Raw genomic sequence first — 14,992 nt, forward strand, 5'->3', positions numbered from 1 at the left:
CCGATGTAAGCCTCGCGTAAGCGCGGCTCAGCCTTGTGCGACGAACGGGAGCGGAAACGTCACGGACGACACCGTCAGCGTCAGTCCTCGTCTCGCTCGCGTCGCTCCGGTGTAATCAGGAAATGCCCGTGCAGCGTGGCGACCGGCGCATCAATCCGGTTCTGCCAGGCCTCGACCCGGACATTGGCGACGCGTCGGCCGGAGCGTGCGACCACAGCCCGGGCATAAACATCCTGGGCCCGGGCGGGACGCAGATAGTCGATCGCGACATCGATCGGCTTGGGCAGACGCTCGAGCGGCTGGCTGGCGAGCAGGGAGGCCGAGGCGACGATTTCGAGGAAGGCGCCCACGGCCCCGCCGTGCAGGGCGGGGATCAGCGGATTGCCGACCAGATGTTCGTCGAAGGGCAGGACGCCTGTCAGCTCATTGCCCTTGCGCTGCAGCTGGACCCCGAAGCGCGCGACATAGGGCGCCGACATCAGGGTTTCGATCAGGGCCTGGCTCATGAGATCCGCCCCTCGGTGAAAGCGCGGCGGGCACGGTCCTGGGCCGCTTTGGACGCCTTGGTGATCATGAAGGCCGCTTGGGCGATGGCGACCGGGTCATCCGGGTCACCGTCATGGGCTGTCGCGCGGACGAAGGCGACCAGGCCGTGGGATTTCAGGCAGCTGGCCTCTGCGGTGACATCCAGGCCGGGCTTGGCCGGGCGCATATAGTCGATCCGCAGATCCAGCGTGGCCGGTGTGTCCTTGGCGCCGAAACCGGCAAAGGCGGCCATTCCGCAGGCATGGTCGAGAAGGGCCGTGATGACCCCGCCATGCAGCGTCCCGGCTTCCGGGTCGCCGATCAGGCTGTCGTCATAACGCGCACGCATGACGGCATGGCCGGGTGTCAGCGATTGAAGCGACAGGCCCAGTGCGGCGGCATGGGGTGAGCCGGTCACAATCAGCGGGGCAATGGAATCAAGGCGGGACTGGATATCGTCGGTCATGGTGATCCTGGTCAGGGTGGCTGCCTTGATAGGACAGGCCGACGCTGCCCGGAAGGGGGCTTAGCGGCGACCCATGCGCTTGGCGACGACCTGTTCAAGGCCGGTCACCACCGGTTTGCGCAGCGGATTGCCGTCTTCAGCCATCCGCATCAGCTGGGCCAGCGCGGCGCGATGCATCTCCACGACCTCGGCCTCGACCGGTGTGTAGTCGGTGATTGCGGTGATGAAGCGTTGCAGCGAGCGCCCGACCCGGATGGCAAGCGGGTCGCCGGTCAGCTGGGTCTCGTGGCACAAAGCGATAGCGGCGGCCCGGGCGGCCTCCATGGGTGTGGTCAGCCCGGCCTCAACATCGGCCATGCGCTTATAGGCCGGCCCGTACACCCTGCGCTCCCGGCGCCGCCGGTCCGGGCCGTTGAAGCGGGAGGCGCAGATGAAGTCGCGTGGTTGCCGCTCGAGCGAGTTAAGCCGGTCGTAGAGGGTGACCGGCGCGATCGGCGTGACGAGGAATTCGGAGACGCCGGCATCGCGCGCGTTTTCGATCTCGCGGCGCGAGCGGGGTTGTGAGATCAGCACGACCGGGGTGTCGCGGAAGGGTGCGTTCGCGCTTTCCCGGATCTTCCGCACCAGTTTCAGCCGGTCCTCTTCGGGATCGGCATGGGCGTGCCAGTCGGCGATGATGACGCTCGGCTTGCGTTCCGCGATATGGGACAGGGCTGTGACGCCATGCTTCGCGACCATCACGTCACGGGCACCCGCATCGCGCAGCAGGCCAACCAGCAGATTGCGCAGGAAGCCATTCGACTCGAGCAGCAAGGGAATCTCGCCGCGACCGTCAGAGCCCGGTTTGGAAAATGCTTGGGTCATGACCGGGAGATTGCGGGCGCGAGCTTTCATGCTGCAGCACTAGCAAGCCTTCCTTGCGATACGGCAAAGGAAGATGGTTAACAAAATCCGATTGTCAGCAGGTGCGGCGTGTCGGATTGAACCCGCTCAGCGTCCGCGCAGGGCACCTAGCACACGGAAGACGATCCAGATCGGGACCACGAGGATGGCCCCGAGGAGGAAATACTCGACCGCCCAGCCCGCAGAATGGGTGATGAAGTCGATGAACCGGCCCCAGGATTCCGCGATCGTGCCGAAGAAATCGACCCAGAGCCGACGCGGATTGACGTGGAAGGCCGCCAGGATGAAGCCGGCCAGGACGCAGAGCACGGCGACCCGGATCAGGTCGCTCGAGCCGACCCGGACGAGGCGCTGGACGAATGTGCTGCGGTCGGGTGTCCGACCGGCCGATGGTTCACGATCTGTCATTCGTCCAGCTTAGCCCCAATTGCGGCGCAATCGGGGCCGTCAGCCCCGATGCCCGTCGAACTCAGCCCTTGCGGGCAATATTGACGCGGTGCGGGTAGGGAATGGAGATGTCGTTCTGGTCGAACGCCTCTTTCACATTCTTCATCGCGTCGAAGTGGACGCCCCAGTAATCGCCCGTATCGCACCAGGCCCGTGTCACGATGTCGACCGAGGACTCGCCATGGGCGGCAACGGCGGTGAAGACAGCCGGATCGGCATGGACGCGGGCATCAGCGCTGATCGTGTCCTGGATGATCTGCATCGCCTTGCCGATATCGTCGCCATAATCGATCGAAAAGGTGAGATCGACGCGGCGGGTCGGATTGGCGGAGTAATTGGTGATCGTATCGCCCCAGGACTTGCCGTTCGGGATGATGATCTTCTTGTTGTCACCGGTTGCCAGAACGGTGGTGAAGAGCGTGATCTCCTTGACCGCGCCGGAGGTTCCCGCGAGCTCCACCCAGTCGCCGAGTCGGTAGGGGCGGAACAGGATCAGCATGACACCGGCGGCAAGGTTGGACAGCGTTCCCTGCAGCGCCAGGCCGATCGCCAGCGAGGCGGCACCGAGCGTGGCGACAAAGCTGGTCGTCGGAATGCCGAACGTGCCCATCATCGCAATCACGACCATGGCCATGATGCCGTAATAGGCCAGCGATCCGAAGAAGGCGCCGAGCGTGTCGTCCATGCGTTCACTGCTGTGAACGGCTTTCTTGATGCCCTTGCGGACCGAGCCGGCAATGGTCAGACCGATAATGAGAATGATGACGGCCAGGATCACATTCGTGCTGGCGGCGATTCCGGTCTCAACCAGGGTGGCGAGCGTTTCCGGATTCATGAGGTCTTCGGGATTCATGCAGGCCCCCCTTGGGCGTTTTGTCGTGAAAAATCTCCCTAGCACCCTTCTCCGCAAAAGGGGAAGGGGCATTTGGTCGGGGGCCGGACTGGCGGGCAGCACCGGGCCCGGCCCTGCACGGCATCCGTTTCGTCGAGGGTAGCGATCAGCTTGCGGCGGCGACAGCTGCTGCGGAGCCGGCAGCGGCGGCAATAACCGCCGCCTGTGCGGCCAGGATGGCGGCCAGGTCTCGCGCCGCGGCGTGAGGCTGACCGGTGCCGGTCTGGGCCTGGGCGAGGCGCATGGCGAGGCGGGCGGCAACCTGTCCGGAGGGCCGGGGACGAAGGGCCCGCACCGCTTCGAAGCTGGCGACCAGCATGTCAGCGGTCTCGATGCCGCGGCCGCGCGAGGCCAGAACGGCAAGACCGGTCTTGCCGACACCATGGCGCAGCGTGGAACGACCGCGGACGGCTGTGTTCAGGCTGATCCAGGCTGCGGCGAGATCGCGGCTATCGACCGGTTCCAGGCAGATCTCCTGGGCCGCGCCCTCGACATGGTGTCCGGGCACGCCGGCGACCCGCAGGGCCTGCCGAGCGGCATCGAGCTTGCGCCGGGCATCCTCCGGGGTTTCTCCCATGGCGGCAAAGGTGGCCGCGAGGACCTCCTCGCGCGCGGGCACACGGCGCCACCAGGGCAGGGCGATTTCATCCAGAATGTCGAAGAAGTCGTCGACCTGGGCGCTGTCGCCACCGGCGACAACGAGGGCCAGCGCCGCACAGGAGCCGCCATGGCTGAGGCTGCGCGACCCGCGTTCCTGACGGCGCGCGTTGAGGGCGGTCCGCATGGTCAGGAAATGCTCCGAGGTCCGGTTCGACGCGGCGAGGGCCGCGGCGAAGACGAGGCGCATGGCCCGGCCGGGCGAGCGCCAGGCTCCGAGGCCTTCATTCAGGCGGTCGCGAATCTCGAGGCTGCGGGCCGCGAGAATGTCCGGAGTTTCGTCGGCAGAGATGCAGGCCAGGGCCGAAAAGCGGCCGTAGAGGCGCTCACCTTTTCGGGCGCGTTCGCTGAACGCGGCATCAAGCCGTTGAAACCGCTCAATGACGGCGTTGACCATGACCCTGTTTCCCTCGCTAATGGCAACTTCGACCCCTACCTTGGCGAAATCGTGGCCTGACCGGCAGGGGGACACTCAGGGCAGTCATCCCCCCATCGGCTCGCCGTCCTCTCAGCTTGCGTACGGAACCGCGTCATGTCGCCAATCCAGGCTCCGGATCTTCTTCCAGTCCGCTTCGTCGACTGGTTTTCCGGGCGCGGCTGGCAGGCTCGCGACCATCAGCTGGAGATGATTGCGGCGGCGCAGGCCGGCGAGGACGCTCTGCTGATCGCGCCGACCGGGGGTGGCAAGACGCTTGGCGGCTTTCTGCCCAGCCTGATCGATCTGGCAACCTCGACCGAGGGGCAGGGCGCGTCACGCCCGCATGCCCTTCACACGATCTATATCTCGCCGTTGAAAGCGCTCTCGGTCGATGTCGCGCGCAATCTCATGATCCCGGTCGAGCAGATGGGGCTGGACCTGCGCATCGAGACGCGGACCGGTGACACCTCGACCGCCAAGCGCCAGCGTCAGCGGGCCCATCCGCCGGACATCCTGCTGACTACACCGGAACAACTGGCGCTGTTTTGCGCCACGGCCAATGCGGACGCCTTCTTTCGGGATGTCCGGCGCATCATCATCGACGAGGTCCATGCCATCGCACCGCAAAAGCGCGGCAACCTGCTGTCTCTGGACCTCGCGACCATCCGTCAATGGGCGCCGCAGGCGACCCGTGCCGGCCTGTCGGCGACGGTCTCCGATGAAGGCGGGTTGGCACGCTGGCTGGTCGCCCAGCCGACCGGCGGCGATGCTTTCGCCCGGATCATTCGCGGTGAGGCGGGCGCCCGCCCGGACGTGGAAATCCTCGAGCCAAGCGATCGCATCCCCTGGGCCGGGCATTCCGGCCGCCATGCGCTGGGCGATGTCTATGACCGGATCAAGACCGCGAAAATGACGCTGGTCTTCGTCAACACGCGCTCCCAGGCTGAACTGACCTTCCAGGAGTTGTGGGCCCGCAATGCCGACAATCTGCCGATTGCCCTGCACCATGGCTCGCTCTCACCGGAACAACGGCGCAAGGTCGAAAAGGCGATGGCTGAGGGGCGGCTCAAGGCGGTTGTGTGCACCTCGACCCTCGATCTGGGCATTGACTGGGGCGACGTCGATCTGGTCATCCAGATGGGCGCGCCGAAAGGCTCTTCGCGCCTGATCCAGCGGCTGGGTCGTTCCAACCACCGCCTCGATGCGCCCTCGCGGGCCCTGCTCGCGCCGACCAACCGCTTCGAGCACCTGGAATGCCAGGCGGCGCGCGAGGCGGTAGCGGGACATGTGCTGGATGGCGAACCGCTGGCGGCCGGGGCGTTCGACGTGCTGGCCCAGCACATCATGGGGCGGGGCTGTGGCGACGGCTTCCACGCCGACGCCCTGTTCGACGAAATCCGCTCAGCCGCCCCCTATGCCGAGCTCGACCGCGAGACGTTCGACCGCATCCTCGATTTCACCGCGACCGGCGGCTATGCGCTGAACACCTATGGGCGTTTCCGGCGACTGGTGAAGCGCAAGGACGGGCGCTGGTCGGCCCGAACGCCGCAGATCGCCCAGCGCTACAGGATGAATGTCGGCACGATTGTCGAGGCGCCCATGCTCGACGTGGTGGTGTCCTCCCGCGGCCGCGGCGGGCACAGGCTCGGCCAGATCGAGGAATGGTTCGTCGAGCAGCTGGTCCTGGGCGACACCTTCATCTTCGCCGGACAGGTGCTGCGCTTTGTCGGCATCGAGGAGATGGCGGCGCGGGTCACCCGGGCGGCCGACGCCGATCCGAAAGTGCCGTCCTACCAGGGCGGGAAATTCCCGCTCTCCACCTATCTCGCCGAGCGCGTCCGCGACCTCGTGCAGGACCCCGGGCAATGGGATCGGCTGCCCAGCCAGGTCCGCGACTGGTTGAGCCTGCAGCAGCAGCGCTCGCGCCTGCCCGATGCGAACGGGCTCCTGGTCGAGACCTTCCCGCGCTCGGGCCGCTATCATCTCGTTTGCTATCCGTTCGAGGGCCGCCTCGCGCATCAGACGCTCGGCATGTTGCTGACCCGGCGTCTCGAGCGGCTGGGCCTGCGACCGATGGGCTTTGTCGCCAATGAGTACGCGGTCTCGGTCTGGGGCTTGCGCGATCTCTCGGGGGTCGATTTTGACGGCCTCTTCGATGAGGACATGATGGGCGATGACCTCGATGCCTGGCTGGCCGAGAGCCAGCTCATGAAACGCACCTTCCGCAATTGCGCGGTGATCGCCGGGCTGATCGAGCGGCGTTTTCCGGGCATGGAGAAAACCGGTCGCCAGGTCACTTTCTCCACCGACCTCATCTATGACGTGCTGCGCGAGCACGAGCCCGACCATGTCCTGCTGCGGGCGGCCTGGCAGGACGCCGCTGCCGGGCTGCTCGATATCCGCCGTCTCGGCGAGGCACTGGCCCGCGTTCGCGGGCGCGTCACCCATATTGCCCTCGACCGCATCTCGCCGCTGGCCGTGCCGGTGATGCTGGAGATCGGCAAGGAACCGGTCTATGGCGAGGGCCATGACAGCATCCTCGAGGACGCTGCCGAGGACCTGATCGCGGAGGCCGTCCGGCTTGACTGACACGCTCACCGACCATGCGTTCCAGCTCGCGGGTGAGACCGCCATCGCCGATGCGGACGGGGTGCTTGTCCTGCCCGACCAGCGCGCCTTGATCGTCTCGGACCTTCATTTCGAGAAGGGCTCGTCCTTTGGCATCGGGGGGCAGATGCTGCCGCCCTATGACACCCGGACCACGCTGCGCCGTCTGGCGACCGCGCTGTCCCGTCACCGGCCGCGGACGGTGATTGCGCTCGGCGACAGCTTCCACGACCGACACGCCGACAGCCGGATGGACGGAGCCGATGTTGAACGCCTGACCGACCTGGTCGACAGCGTCAACTGCTGGGTCTGGATCGAGGGCAATCACGATCCGGCGCCGCCGCCTCATTTTGGCGGCGAGGTTCGTCAGACGCTGGCGCTCGGGACATTGCTGTTGCGCCACGAGCCGACCGAAGGTCCCGCTCCCGGCGAAATCGCGGGACATCTGCATCCGTGCGCGAAGGTGCGCGGAAAGGGACGCTCGGTTCGCGCTCGCTGCTTTGCAACGGACGGTACGCGCCTGATCATGCCCGCCTTCGGCGCCTATACCGGCGGGCTCAATGTCTGTGATCCGGCATTTGCGCGTTGTTTCGGACAAATCCCCGACGCGCTGGTGATGGGACGGTCGCGGATCTATCCCGTCGCGGCAAGGTCCTGCGTCCCGGACGGCCGTTAGCCGGCGGCGACCGGGTATATTCCCAGCATGGCGAGGGCCGACAGGCCGGCCCCCAGGGTCAGGATGGAGCGGAGGCGGCCATACCAGGCCGGCAGGATCTCGCGGCGGACCGCCAGACTGTCCCAGCGCCAGTGCAGGATCAGTCCGGCAAACACGGTTGCGAAGGCGATCTCCGGCTGTCCGGCCCAGTACAGGAAAGCCGCGCCAAGCCCGACAAGGCTGGGCAGGATCGACAGGACATAGAGTCCGCCACTGCCGGTCCCGTCCGGCGCCAGGCCGCGGCCCCATCGCACGCCGCCAAGAAAGCCCAGAATGATCGCGGCATAGACAGTATAAAGCCCGCCTTCTGCCGCCGGGCTACGACCGGTCAGAGCGGCCTGTACGGTCAGGGCGACCGGAATCCAAAACGGGATCCAGCCGGCAAGACCGAGCCAGAGAGGGGATCGGGGGATGGTGTCGTGCGTGCTCATTCGCCATATCTAGGCGGCAAAGCGTCCTCGAAAAGGGATCAGCGGCGGTTGAAGGCGAGATTGGCGAGATAGCCTGCAATCATGGCGATCAGGACACAGAAGAGTCCGTAGAGCGCGGGCATATTGTTGGCAAATTCGTATACGAAGCGCTCGAGTCCCGCCTTCTCTACCCGCAGGCTGGTTGAGCGGCTGGCGATCGGTCGGCCGTCGCGAAAGAGATAGACTTCTGCCACATAATTGCCGATCGGGGTCAGTGGCGGCAGGGCGATCGTCGCCCGGAACAGGCCGCCATCGAGGATTTCGACACCGCGCTGGGCTTCGGCGAAGACATTGTCTCGCCGCCCGGCGCGCGCGATTGCGTTGAGATAGGCGCTCACTTCGTCCTCACGGATCATCTCGGGGATCGGGTCTTCGGCATCGCCAGCGTCGGATGCCCGGGCATCGGTATCATCGGACGCCAAGGCCCCGCTCAGGACCCAGCTCGGCACCATCGCTGCCGCATTGGCCTGCAGCATGGCATCGAGCCCGACCCCGCTGCGCGCCAGCTCTTCCGGCCCGGAGATCGTATCGAGCGGCAGCGAGGTCGCGATGGCGTAATAGCTTGGCACATCGTCGAATTCCAGCGGGGCGGAATTGACCCAGATGCCGAAATTGCGGGCCTTGCGCATGACCCGGAGATCGCGGCCCGGTCCGCGCAGGACGACCACAATCTCGTCGCGGATGGTCAGGCCGCGGGTGGCGCCGTAAAGCACCAGCTCGGCACCGGCAAAATCCTCGCGGATCTCAACCGTCTCCTGGGTCAGCGCGGCGACAATTCCCGGGGCCTCGGTCGCGATCTGCGGCTGGGTTTGGAGGCTCAGCGCCAGAAGAAGGGCGGTGATCATCTCAGAACCCCTCCCCGGATCCGTGCGGCAGGATGACGAACAGGTCCGCCGGGGTCACGACCAGGTCCCAGGCCATTTTCAGACACACGGCCACGACAAGGGTCGCCAGCAGGGCCCGCAATTCCTCCGCCTTCACATTGCGCCCGACACGGGTCCCGAACTGGGCCCCGATCACCCCACCCACGGTCAGAAGAAGGGCGAGCATGATATCGACGGTATGGTTCTGGGCCGCTTGCAGGAAAGTGGTCAGCGCGGTCACGAAGAGGATCTGGAAGAGCGAGGTCCCGACCACGACATTGGTGGGCATGCGCAGCATGTAGATCATGGCGGGAACCATGATGAAGCCGCCGGCCACACCCATGATGGCGACCAGTGTGCCGACGAAGAAGCCGATGAAGATCGGCGGCAGGACCGAGATATAAAGCCCGGAGGCGGGGAAGCGCATTTTCAGAGGCAGGCGGGAAATCCAGCCGCGGCGGCGGATCGGTCGCTTGGCTGCAGACTTGTCCGGGTTGGCGCTGCGCAGGATGGAGCGCACGCTTTCGATCATCATCAGCCCGCCGACAATGCCGAGAAACCCGACGTAACTCAGGGAGATGATGAGATCGATCTGGCCCAGTCCACGCAGCAGCGCGAACAGCTGGACGCCGGCGATCGACCCGGTCGAGCCACCGATCAGCAGCAGGACCCCCATTTTTAGATCAAGTGTCTTTCGTCGCCAGTGCGGAAAGACGGCAGAGGCCGAGGAGGCGACAATCTGGTTGGCGCCGGTCGACACGGCGACCGCCGGCGGGACGCCGATGAAGATCAGGAGCGGGGTCATCAGGAAGCCACCGCCGACCCCGAACATGCCGGACAGGAAGCCGACACCGAGGCCCAATCCGAGCAAAAGGAAGATGTTGACTGAAATTTCCGCGATCGGGAGGTAGATCTGCACCGCCGATCAACCCGCAGCCGCGCGTTCGAGCCGTTCGACGAGAACAGCATCAACGCGACCGGTGCGGGGGAGGCCCTGGTCGGCTTCAAATTGCATGATCGCGTCGCGGGTACGTCCGCCAATTTCGCCATCAATCGGACCCGGGCCATAGCCGAGGACGGACAGGAAGCCCTGGGCCCGCCTCACCATGGCCGGATCGGTGGTCGCAACTCGCTCCCACGGCAGGTCCGCATAGAGGCCATTGGCTTCGCCATCGAGCGGGCGCGGGGTGAAGCTCGCAGCGGTCGACTGCGCCGCTTCCAGGGCGGCCGGCTCGATCATTTCTGCCAGGGTCGCTGCGCGCTCGGTCGCCGTCGGATCACTGTCGCTGGCGGCGATGGTGAACCAGGCATAGGCGTCGGGCAGGCTCAGCGGAACGCCGTCGCCGGTCTCGTAGAGCAGGGCCAGATTGAACTGGGAATCGCGCAGGCCAAGCAGGGATGCCTCCTGGAACCAGCGTGCCGCGGTTTCCATGTCCTGTGCGACACCGGTTCCATAGTAGTACATCACACCCAGATTGTGCATGGCGCGTCGATGGCCGGCATTGGCGGCCCTCTCGGTCCAGCGGCGGGCATCCTCCAGATTGATCTCGACGCCTTCGCCGGTCTCGAGGAGTTTGCCATAGCGGTACTGGGCGGCCGGGACACCCTGTTCAGCGGCCCGGCGGAGCAGAATGGCGGCGGTCGCGGCGTCGCCGTTTTCCAGGGCGCGCAGGCCGAGCTGATAGCGGGCGACCGGATTGCCGTCAGCGGCGGCGCTTTCGAGCGTCACGGCACGGCTTGCCCCGGACCGCTCGGAGGCGCGCTCTGACGCACGGTCGGACGCTCGCTCACGCGGCGAAGCGCTGGACGGGGCTGCGCCGGTCTCGGCAGGCAGGCTGGTGCCGGTCGAGTCGGCAACCTGGTTGGCCGGTGCGCGGGTCGCGTCTGCCGGCGCCCGGGTCTGGGCCAGCTGCGCGGTGTCGGGCGAGGCCGGTGTTTGCGAAGCTGCGCCACGCGCCACCTCGGCCATGGCTGGCGTCTGCGGCCGCGCGGTCGTCCCGGCACCCGCGGGTGCCGTGGTGGTGCCCGACAGGTCGGCTTCAACCTGGGCAATGAAATTACGCTCGGCCTGGGCGTCGGCAGCGACGCGCTCGCCATCACCCTGCCAGGCTTCCCAGATCAGCAGGGCACCGGCGCCGGACAGCATGACCAGCGCGATCACCGGGAGGGTGTAGAGCAGGCCGCGGCCAAGCTTCGATTGCGGGGCCGGTCGCTGCGCCGCCTCGCTTGTCTGACCGGGCAGGCCGGCCCGGGTCCGCTCGCGCGCGGCGGCCAGGAAGTCGGCATCGGCGGTCGCGCCCATGCGCTGGGGGCGAGCGGGTTGTGCCGGCTGCGGCACCGGACCGCGGGCCTGGGGCTGAGCAGCCGGACGGGGCTGGACTGCGGCGTGCGCCGCCTGGTCACGCAGGATTGGCGAGGCGACCGGTGCAGGCTGTGCGGCGGCAACCGGTTTTGCGGCTGCGGTTTCCGTCAGAAACGGGTCATCGCCATCAATGGCAAAACCGCCGCTCGGAGTCTCGGCTTGGGGCGGCGGCGAGAGCGGCGTGTCGAAATCGATGGCGTCGGCCGCATCCGCCTGAGTGGCAGGTTTGGCGTCGGTCTTCGTCTCAGTCTCGTCCTCAGTCTCGGGCGTGTCGCTGGCCGGTTTGCCGCGCCCTTCAATCGCCTCGAGGCGATCGGCGAGGGCGGACATGGCGCGCTGGACCGGAGACAGGGCCTGCTCGGTCTCGGCGCGCACGGCGCTCATGCGATCCTTGACGCCGGCGAGGGCATCCTCGATGCGCTGGGCGGTGCGTTCCTCGGACTGGCGCAGGCGTTCTTCCAGAGAGTCGTCCCGTCCCGACTGCTCCAGCCGGTCCATCATCTGGGCCATGCGGTCGGTGGCGGTTTCGACCAGGGTGGAGGCGCGCTCCTCCGACTTCACGATGCGATCGCCGAGGGCACGGCCAAGACGGCTGACCTCCTCGCCCATCCGCTTCATCGAGTCTTTCTGTTCCTGCCGCACTTCGTCGAGGCGCCGGTCGAGCTTTTGCTCGGACTGGTTCTCGCGCAGGGCATCGGCAGCGCGACGCTCGCTCTCGGTCAGGCGGCGATCAATCGCGCCGGCGAGCTTGGTGATCTCTTCGCCGAGGCGGGCCATGTTGTCGCCCTGGCGACGTTCGGCGGTATCGATCCGGTCGAGGGCCTTGGCGAGGGCGTCTTCGAGGCGGTCCACGCGGGGCTCGGCCGCGGCCTTGCTGAGGGCCTGGCTGACCTGGTTGCGGGTTTCCGCGATGGTGCGGGCGACGTCATCGGTCAGACGTTCAAAGCGGCGTTCCAGCTCGACCGTATCGGAGGAGTTGCGTGTTTCGAGCTGGCGCAGGCGGTCATCGAGACGGGTGAAGGAGGTTTCCAGCAATCGGGCCGCATCATTGGTGACGCGCTCGCTGCCCTCGATGCGGGCCTTGAGCATTTCTGTCGAGGTCTGAAGACCGGACAGGGTTTCCGCGGTGCGGTCCTCACGCGTCTTGTTGAGCGTGCTGAACTGATCAGCCCGGTTCTCCAGGCGCGCAAGCCGGTCCTCGAGGGTCTCGGCGAGGCGCTTGGTGTCGGTATCGACCTCATGGACGCGAGCAGCGGTGTCATTTTCGTGCTCATAAAGCCGGCGTGCGAGCTTCATGATCGTGGTTTCGACGGCCTTGACGGTCTCGGGCGAGGCGCCGCCGGCACTGCCATTCGTCTCCAGCGACTGGACCCGCTGGCCCAGCGCATCCTGTGACTTCTGAACCCGCTCGAGGCTGGTCCGCGCGCTGTCCAGCTGTGCGTTCGTGCGCTCGGCCGTCTTGGTGATTTTCTCGGCGAGCTGCGTGATCGCCTTGTCGATGCCGCCGAGCGTGCGCGAGGACATCGCCTCGCTGCTGTCGATGCGCTCGGACAGGCGATTGACCATCGCCCGCAGCAGCTTGTCCTCGTCCTCGTTCAGGGAGGGCTGTCCGCCAAAGCCCGGGAAGGCTTCCAGGGCGTCGTCCCAGTGCGGTGAGGCGGGGTCATTGTCTTCGAGAATGACCCGGTTGAGCCAGTCGCCGAGGGTCAGGCCCTCGCGACGCGCAGCCGTCTTGGCTCTCGCCCGGGCGCGGGGATCAATCCCCTTAACGCTCCATGGACCACCCAAAGACGACATGTTGATTCGCTCACTTATTCTAACCTGCGGAACCGTATTCCGTGGTTAATATGGTGTAAACCAAGGGTGGAGACCCAATATGTAGTGTTTCCACATCAATTCTCAGATCAGCACGCAGGAGCGCGAAATCCTGAGTCTGAACAAGGCTCTGACTCGGTTAATGGCGGGTAAAATATGTGGATAAGTCCGCGTGGTGACTCAGTTTTGGCCCGGGGTGTCGGCCGGGTCTTCTTCGGGGTCTTCTTCGTGATCTTCTTCGTGATCTTCATCGGGGACGAAGAAGCAGGGTGCCAGCGATTGCAGTTGCGCGCTCATCGCCATCGCCTCGCGGGAAGGCGGCAGGCTGGCGGCAGCCGGCAGGCTGCGGGCAATGTCGAACAGCAGCCAGGCGGTCTCGACATCGCCCTGGCTCGCGACGAAGCGGCCGCCATGCCAGAAGGCCATGGGGGCATAGGGGTCATCGATGGCGCTGGCGGCGAACAGGGCCGGCAGGTTCATGTCCGCAAAGGCGTCGGGCTGGTTGCTGCGAACCGCGGCCAGGGCCTGGGCGGCGAGCAGGTTCGCAGCCGCCCCTTCCAGGCCTTGGCGATGCAGGTGCTCGCGCAGCGTGGTGATGGCGGCGGGACGATCTGTCTGCATCGCACTGATGGCGGCCATCAGGGCCTCGAAGCCCGGATTGCCGATCCCGGCGGCGGTGATCTGGCTGATCCGCGAGCAGACCGGCGCGCGGGAGTCGCCGCGGCACGGGCCCTGATGGTGCGAGATCTGGTACAGGGCAAGATAGGCGCCGGACGGGTCGGCTCGCCGCTGGGCGGCATTGGCGGCGGCAAGGAAATCGGCCTCCGTCGGGGCGGCTGACGGGCGCGTGGCGGCGTCGAGTCCGGCCTGTAGGAGGCGGCGGATCGCCGGATCGTCGATCTGGTAGCTGTCGGCGCGGGCCGGAGCGAGCCCTTCCGGCCAGGGGAAGGCGGCCTCGTCCTCAAAGCTGCTCAGCCGGGTCCAGGTCTCGCGGCGACCCTCGGGGCTGGACGGGCTGAACACCAGAAAGCTGAAAGCGGCGGGTATGCCCGCCTCATTGTTCAGGGTTGCCAGCGCGTCGGGATGGACGGGAACGGTGTGCTGTAGCCAGCCGCGAAACAGCGCGGCCGGCCGACCGGCGCCGAGGCCGTCATCGGCATGGGTGAAGACCGGGGAGCCGTCCGGCTCGCGGCGCACTTCATTGACGCCGTCTTCGCTCAGCGTCGAGACCAGTCCGGCCTCGGCCAGGCGCACGCCCATGGCGGCCTCGATCCAGAACCGGTCAAAGGCGGTGCCGCCGGGGCCGGTGACCTGATCCAGTGTTCCGTCCCGGGTGTAGAAGGCGAAGGTATTCATCTGCCGGTGGACATGGGAGACGAAGGGTTCGTTGCGCATCACCGGTCCGTCGAGGGCCGGTGTCCGGGTCAGGGTCCGCGACGTGATGAAATCCTGAATGACGGTCTCGGCCTCGCCGGTCTCGGTGACATAGCCGTCGCCGATCACGATCTCGCGTTGTTCGCGAGCCAGCTCGGTGCCGTCGAGGGCCGTGCGCACGATCTGCCAGCGCGTGCGCAGGACCGCCTCGCTCCTATCGCCGCGCAGGGCCAGATAGCTGTCCCGATCCAGATGCGGCCCGACCACGGTATAGGCCTCGGCCGAGGTGTCCGGCGGGCTCTGGTCGGGTGTGGTCTCCGGAATGCCGGGCTGTTCGGCCAGGATGGAGAAGCCCGGATCGGGTTGCCCGGCCTGGGCAAGCGCCAGGGCGGGTGTCGCGGGCAGGAGAAGGGCGAGGGCGGGCAGGGCAAGGTAACGCAACATGGCCGCGACTGTGCCGTGCCTGCGGGGACAATGA

At 66.6% G+C, this 14,992-nt stretch carries 13 protein-coding genes; 2 read left to right on the top strand and 11 right to left on the bottom strand.

Going from position 1 to position 14,992, the window contains the following annotated elements; all coding sequences use genetic code 11:
- Positions 1-80 precede the first annotated feature (80 nt).
- From AAA969_RS02580 to AAA969_RS02605, 6 genes are all read right to left on the bottom strand, one after another.
- Positions 81-506: a PaaI family thioesterase gene (locus AAA969_RS02580; protein WP_338243303.1), complete on the bottom strand. Its 426-nt coding sequence runs from the start codon at positions 504-506 to the stop codon at positions 81-83.
- Positions 503-991 (bottom strand): PaaI family thioesterase, encoded by a 489-nt coding sequence (locus AAA969_RS02585; RefSeq protein ID WP_338243305.1) that lies wholly within the window; start codon positions 989-991, stop codon positions 503-505. The genes AAA969_RS02580 and AAA969_RS02585 overlap by 4 nt, the downstream gene beginning before the upstream one ends.
- Before the next feature lie 60 nt (positions 992-1,051).
- Entirely contained in the window at positions 1,052-1,885 is an 834-nt protein-coding gene (locus AAA969_RS02590) for a response regulator (RefSeq protein ID WP_338243307.1), read from the bottom strand.
- 96 nt (positions 1,886-1,981) lie between these two features.
- The gene (locus AAA969_RS02595) at positions 1,982-2,302 is read right to left on the bottom strand and encodes a DUF6460 domain-containing protein (protein WP_338243309.1); all 321 of its coding nucleotides are present in this window, start codon (positions 2,300-2,302) and stop codon (positions 1,982-1,984) included.
- A 61-nt stretch (positions 2,303-2,363) separates the two neighbouring features.
- The gene (locus tag AAA969_RS02600) at positions 2,364-3,194 is read right to left on the bottom strand and encodes a mechanosensitive ion channel family protein (protein ID WP_338243311.1); all 831 of its coding nucleotides are present in this window, start codon (positions 3,192-3,194) and stop codon (positions 2,364-2,366) included.
- Between the two features lie 145 nt (positions 3,195-3,339).
- Positions 3,340-4,287, bottom strand: a complete 948-nt coding sequence (locus AAA969_RS02605; protein WP_338243312.1) for a hypothetical protein — start codon at positions 4,285-4,287, stop codon at positions 3,340-3,342.
- Positions 4,288-4,422: 135 nt separating this feature from the next.
- Here AAA969_RS02605 and AAA969_RS02610 point away from each other — a divergent pair, with 135 nt between their 5' ends.
- Positions 4,423-6,897: a ligase-associated DNA damage response DEXH box helicase gene (locus AAA969_RS02610; RefSeq protein WP_338243314.1), complete on the top strand. Its 2,475-nt coding sequence runs from the start codon at positions 4,423-4,425 to the stop codon at positions 6,895-6,897.
- Entirely contained in the window at positions 6,890-7,591 is a 702-nt protein-coding gene (gene pdeM, locus AAA969_RS02615) for a ligase-associated DNA damage response endonuclease PdeM (protein WP_338243316.1), read from the top strand. The genes AAA969_RS02610 and pdeM overlap by 8 nt, the downstream gene beginning before the upstream one ends.
- Here the strand turns inward: pdeM and AAA969_RS02620 are convergent.
- The 5 genes from AAA969_RS02620 to AAA969_RS02640 all read right to left on the bottom strand — a co-directional run bounded on the left by AAA969_RS02620 (position 7,588) and on the right by AAA969_RS02640 (position 14,958).
- A complete protein-coding gene (locus AAA969_RS02620) occupies positions 7,588-8,061 on the bottom strand; it encodes a DUF3429 domain-containing protein (RefSeq protein ID WP_338243317.1) in 474 nt (157 codons plus the stop codon). The two genes, pdeM and AAA969_RS02620, sit on opposite strands and share 4 nt — an antisense overlap.
- 38 nt (positions 8,062-8,099) lie before the next feature.
- Complete coding sequence (locus AAA969_RS02625) at positions 8,100-8,945, bottom strand: TIGR02186 family protein (RefSeq protein WP_338243319.1); 846 nt, start codon at positions 8,943-8,945, stop codon at positions 8,100-8,102.
- A 1-nt stretch (position 8,946) separates the two neighbouring features.
- Positions 8,947-9,882 (bottom strand): sulfite exporter TauE/SafE family protein, encoded by a 936-nt coding sequence (locus AAA969_RS02630; RefSeq protein WP_338243321.1) that lies wholly within the window; start codon positions 9,880-9,882, stop codon positions 8,947-8,949.
- A 6-nt stretch (positions 9,883-9,888) separates the two neighbouring features.
- A complete protein-coding gene (locus tag AAA969_RS02635) occupies positions 9,889-13,122 on the bottom strand; it encodes a peptidoglycan-binding protein (RefSeq protein WP_338243323.1) in 3,234 nt (1,077 codons plus the stop codon).
- 198 nt (positions 13,123-13,320) lie between these two features.
- Positions 13,321-14,958 (bottom strand): hypothetical protein, encoded by a 1,638-nt coding sequence (locus tag AAA969_RS02640; protein ID WP_338243326.1) that lies wholly within the window; start codon positions 14,956-14,958, stop codon positions 13,321-13,323.
- Between the last annotated feature and the right edge of the window lie 34 nt (positions 14,959-14,992).

The sequence above is a fragment of the Maricaulis maris genome, from assembly GCF_036322705.1.
Lineage (GTDB): Bacteria > Pseudomonadota > Alphaproteobacteria > Caulobacterales > Maricaulaceae > Maricaulis > Maricaulis maris_B.

Bases quoted from the DNA above. Each gene is read 5' to 3' on its own strand.
- AAA969_RS02580 (WP_338243303.1), bottom strand. From the start codon at position 506: ATGAGCCAGGCCCTGATCGAAACCCTGATGTCGGCGCCCTATGTCGCG.
- AAA969_RS02585 (WP_338243305.1), bottom strand. From the start codon at position 991: ATGACCGACGATATCCAGTCCCGCCTTGATTCCATTGCCCCGCTGATT.
- AAA969_RS02590 (WP_338243307.1), bottom strand. From the start codon at position 1,885: ATGAAAGCTCGCGCCCGCAATCTCCCGGTCATGACCCAAGCATTTTCC.
- AAA969_RS02595 (WP_338243309.1), bottom strand. From the start codon at position 2,302: ATGACAGATCGTGAACCATCGGCCGGTCGGACACCCGACCGCAGCACA.
- AAA969_RS02600 (WP_338243311.1), bottom strand. From the start codon at position 3,194: ATGAATCCCGAAGACCTCATGAATCCGGAAACGCTCGCCACCCTGGTT.
- AAA969_RS02605 (WP_338243312.1), bottom strand. From the start codon at position 4,287: ATGGTCAACGCCGTCATTGAGCGGTTTCAACGGCTTGATGCCGCGTTC.
- AAA969_RS02610 (WP_338243314.1), top strand. From the start codon at position 4,423: ATGTCGCCAATCCAGGCTCCGGATCTTCTTCCAGTCCGCTTCGTCGAC.
- AAA969_RS02620 (WP_338243317.1), bottom strand. From the start codon at position 8,061: ATGAGCACGCACGACACCATCCCCCGATCCCCTCTCTGGCTCGGTCTT.
- AAA969_RS02625 (WP_338243319.1), bottom strand. From the start codon at position 8,945: ATGATCACCGCCCTTCTTCTGGCGCTGAGCCTCCAAACCCAGCCGCAG.
- AAA969_RS02635 (WP_338243323.1), bottom strand. From the start codon at position 13,122: ATGTCGTCTTTGGGTGGTCCATGGAGCGTTAAGGGGATTGATCCCCGC.
- AAA969_RS02640 (WP_338243326.1), bottom strand. From the start codon at position 14,958: ATGTTGCGTTACCTTGCCCTGCCCGCCCTCGCCCTTCTCCTGCCCGCG.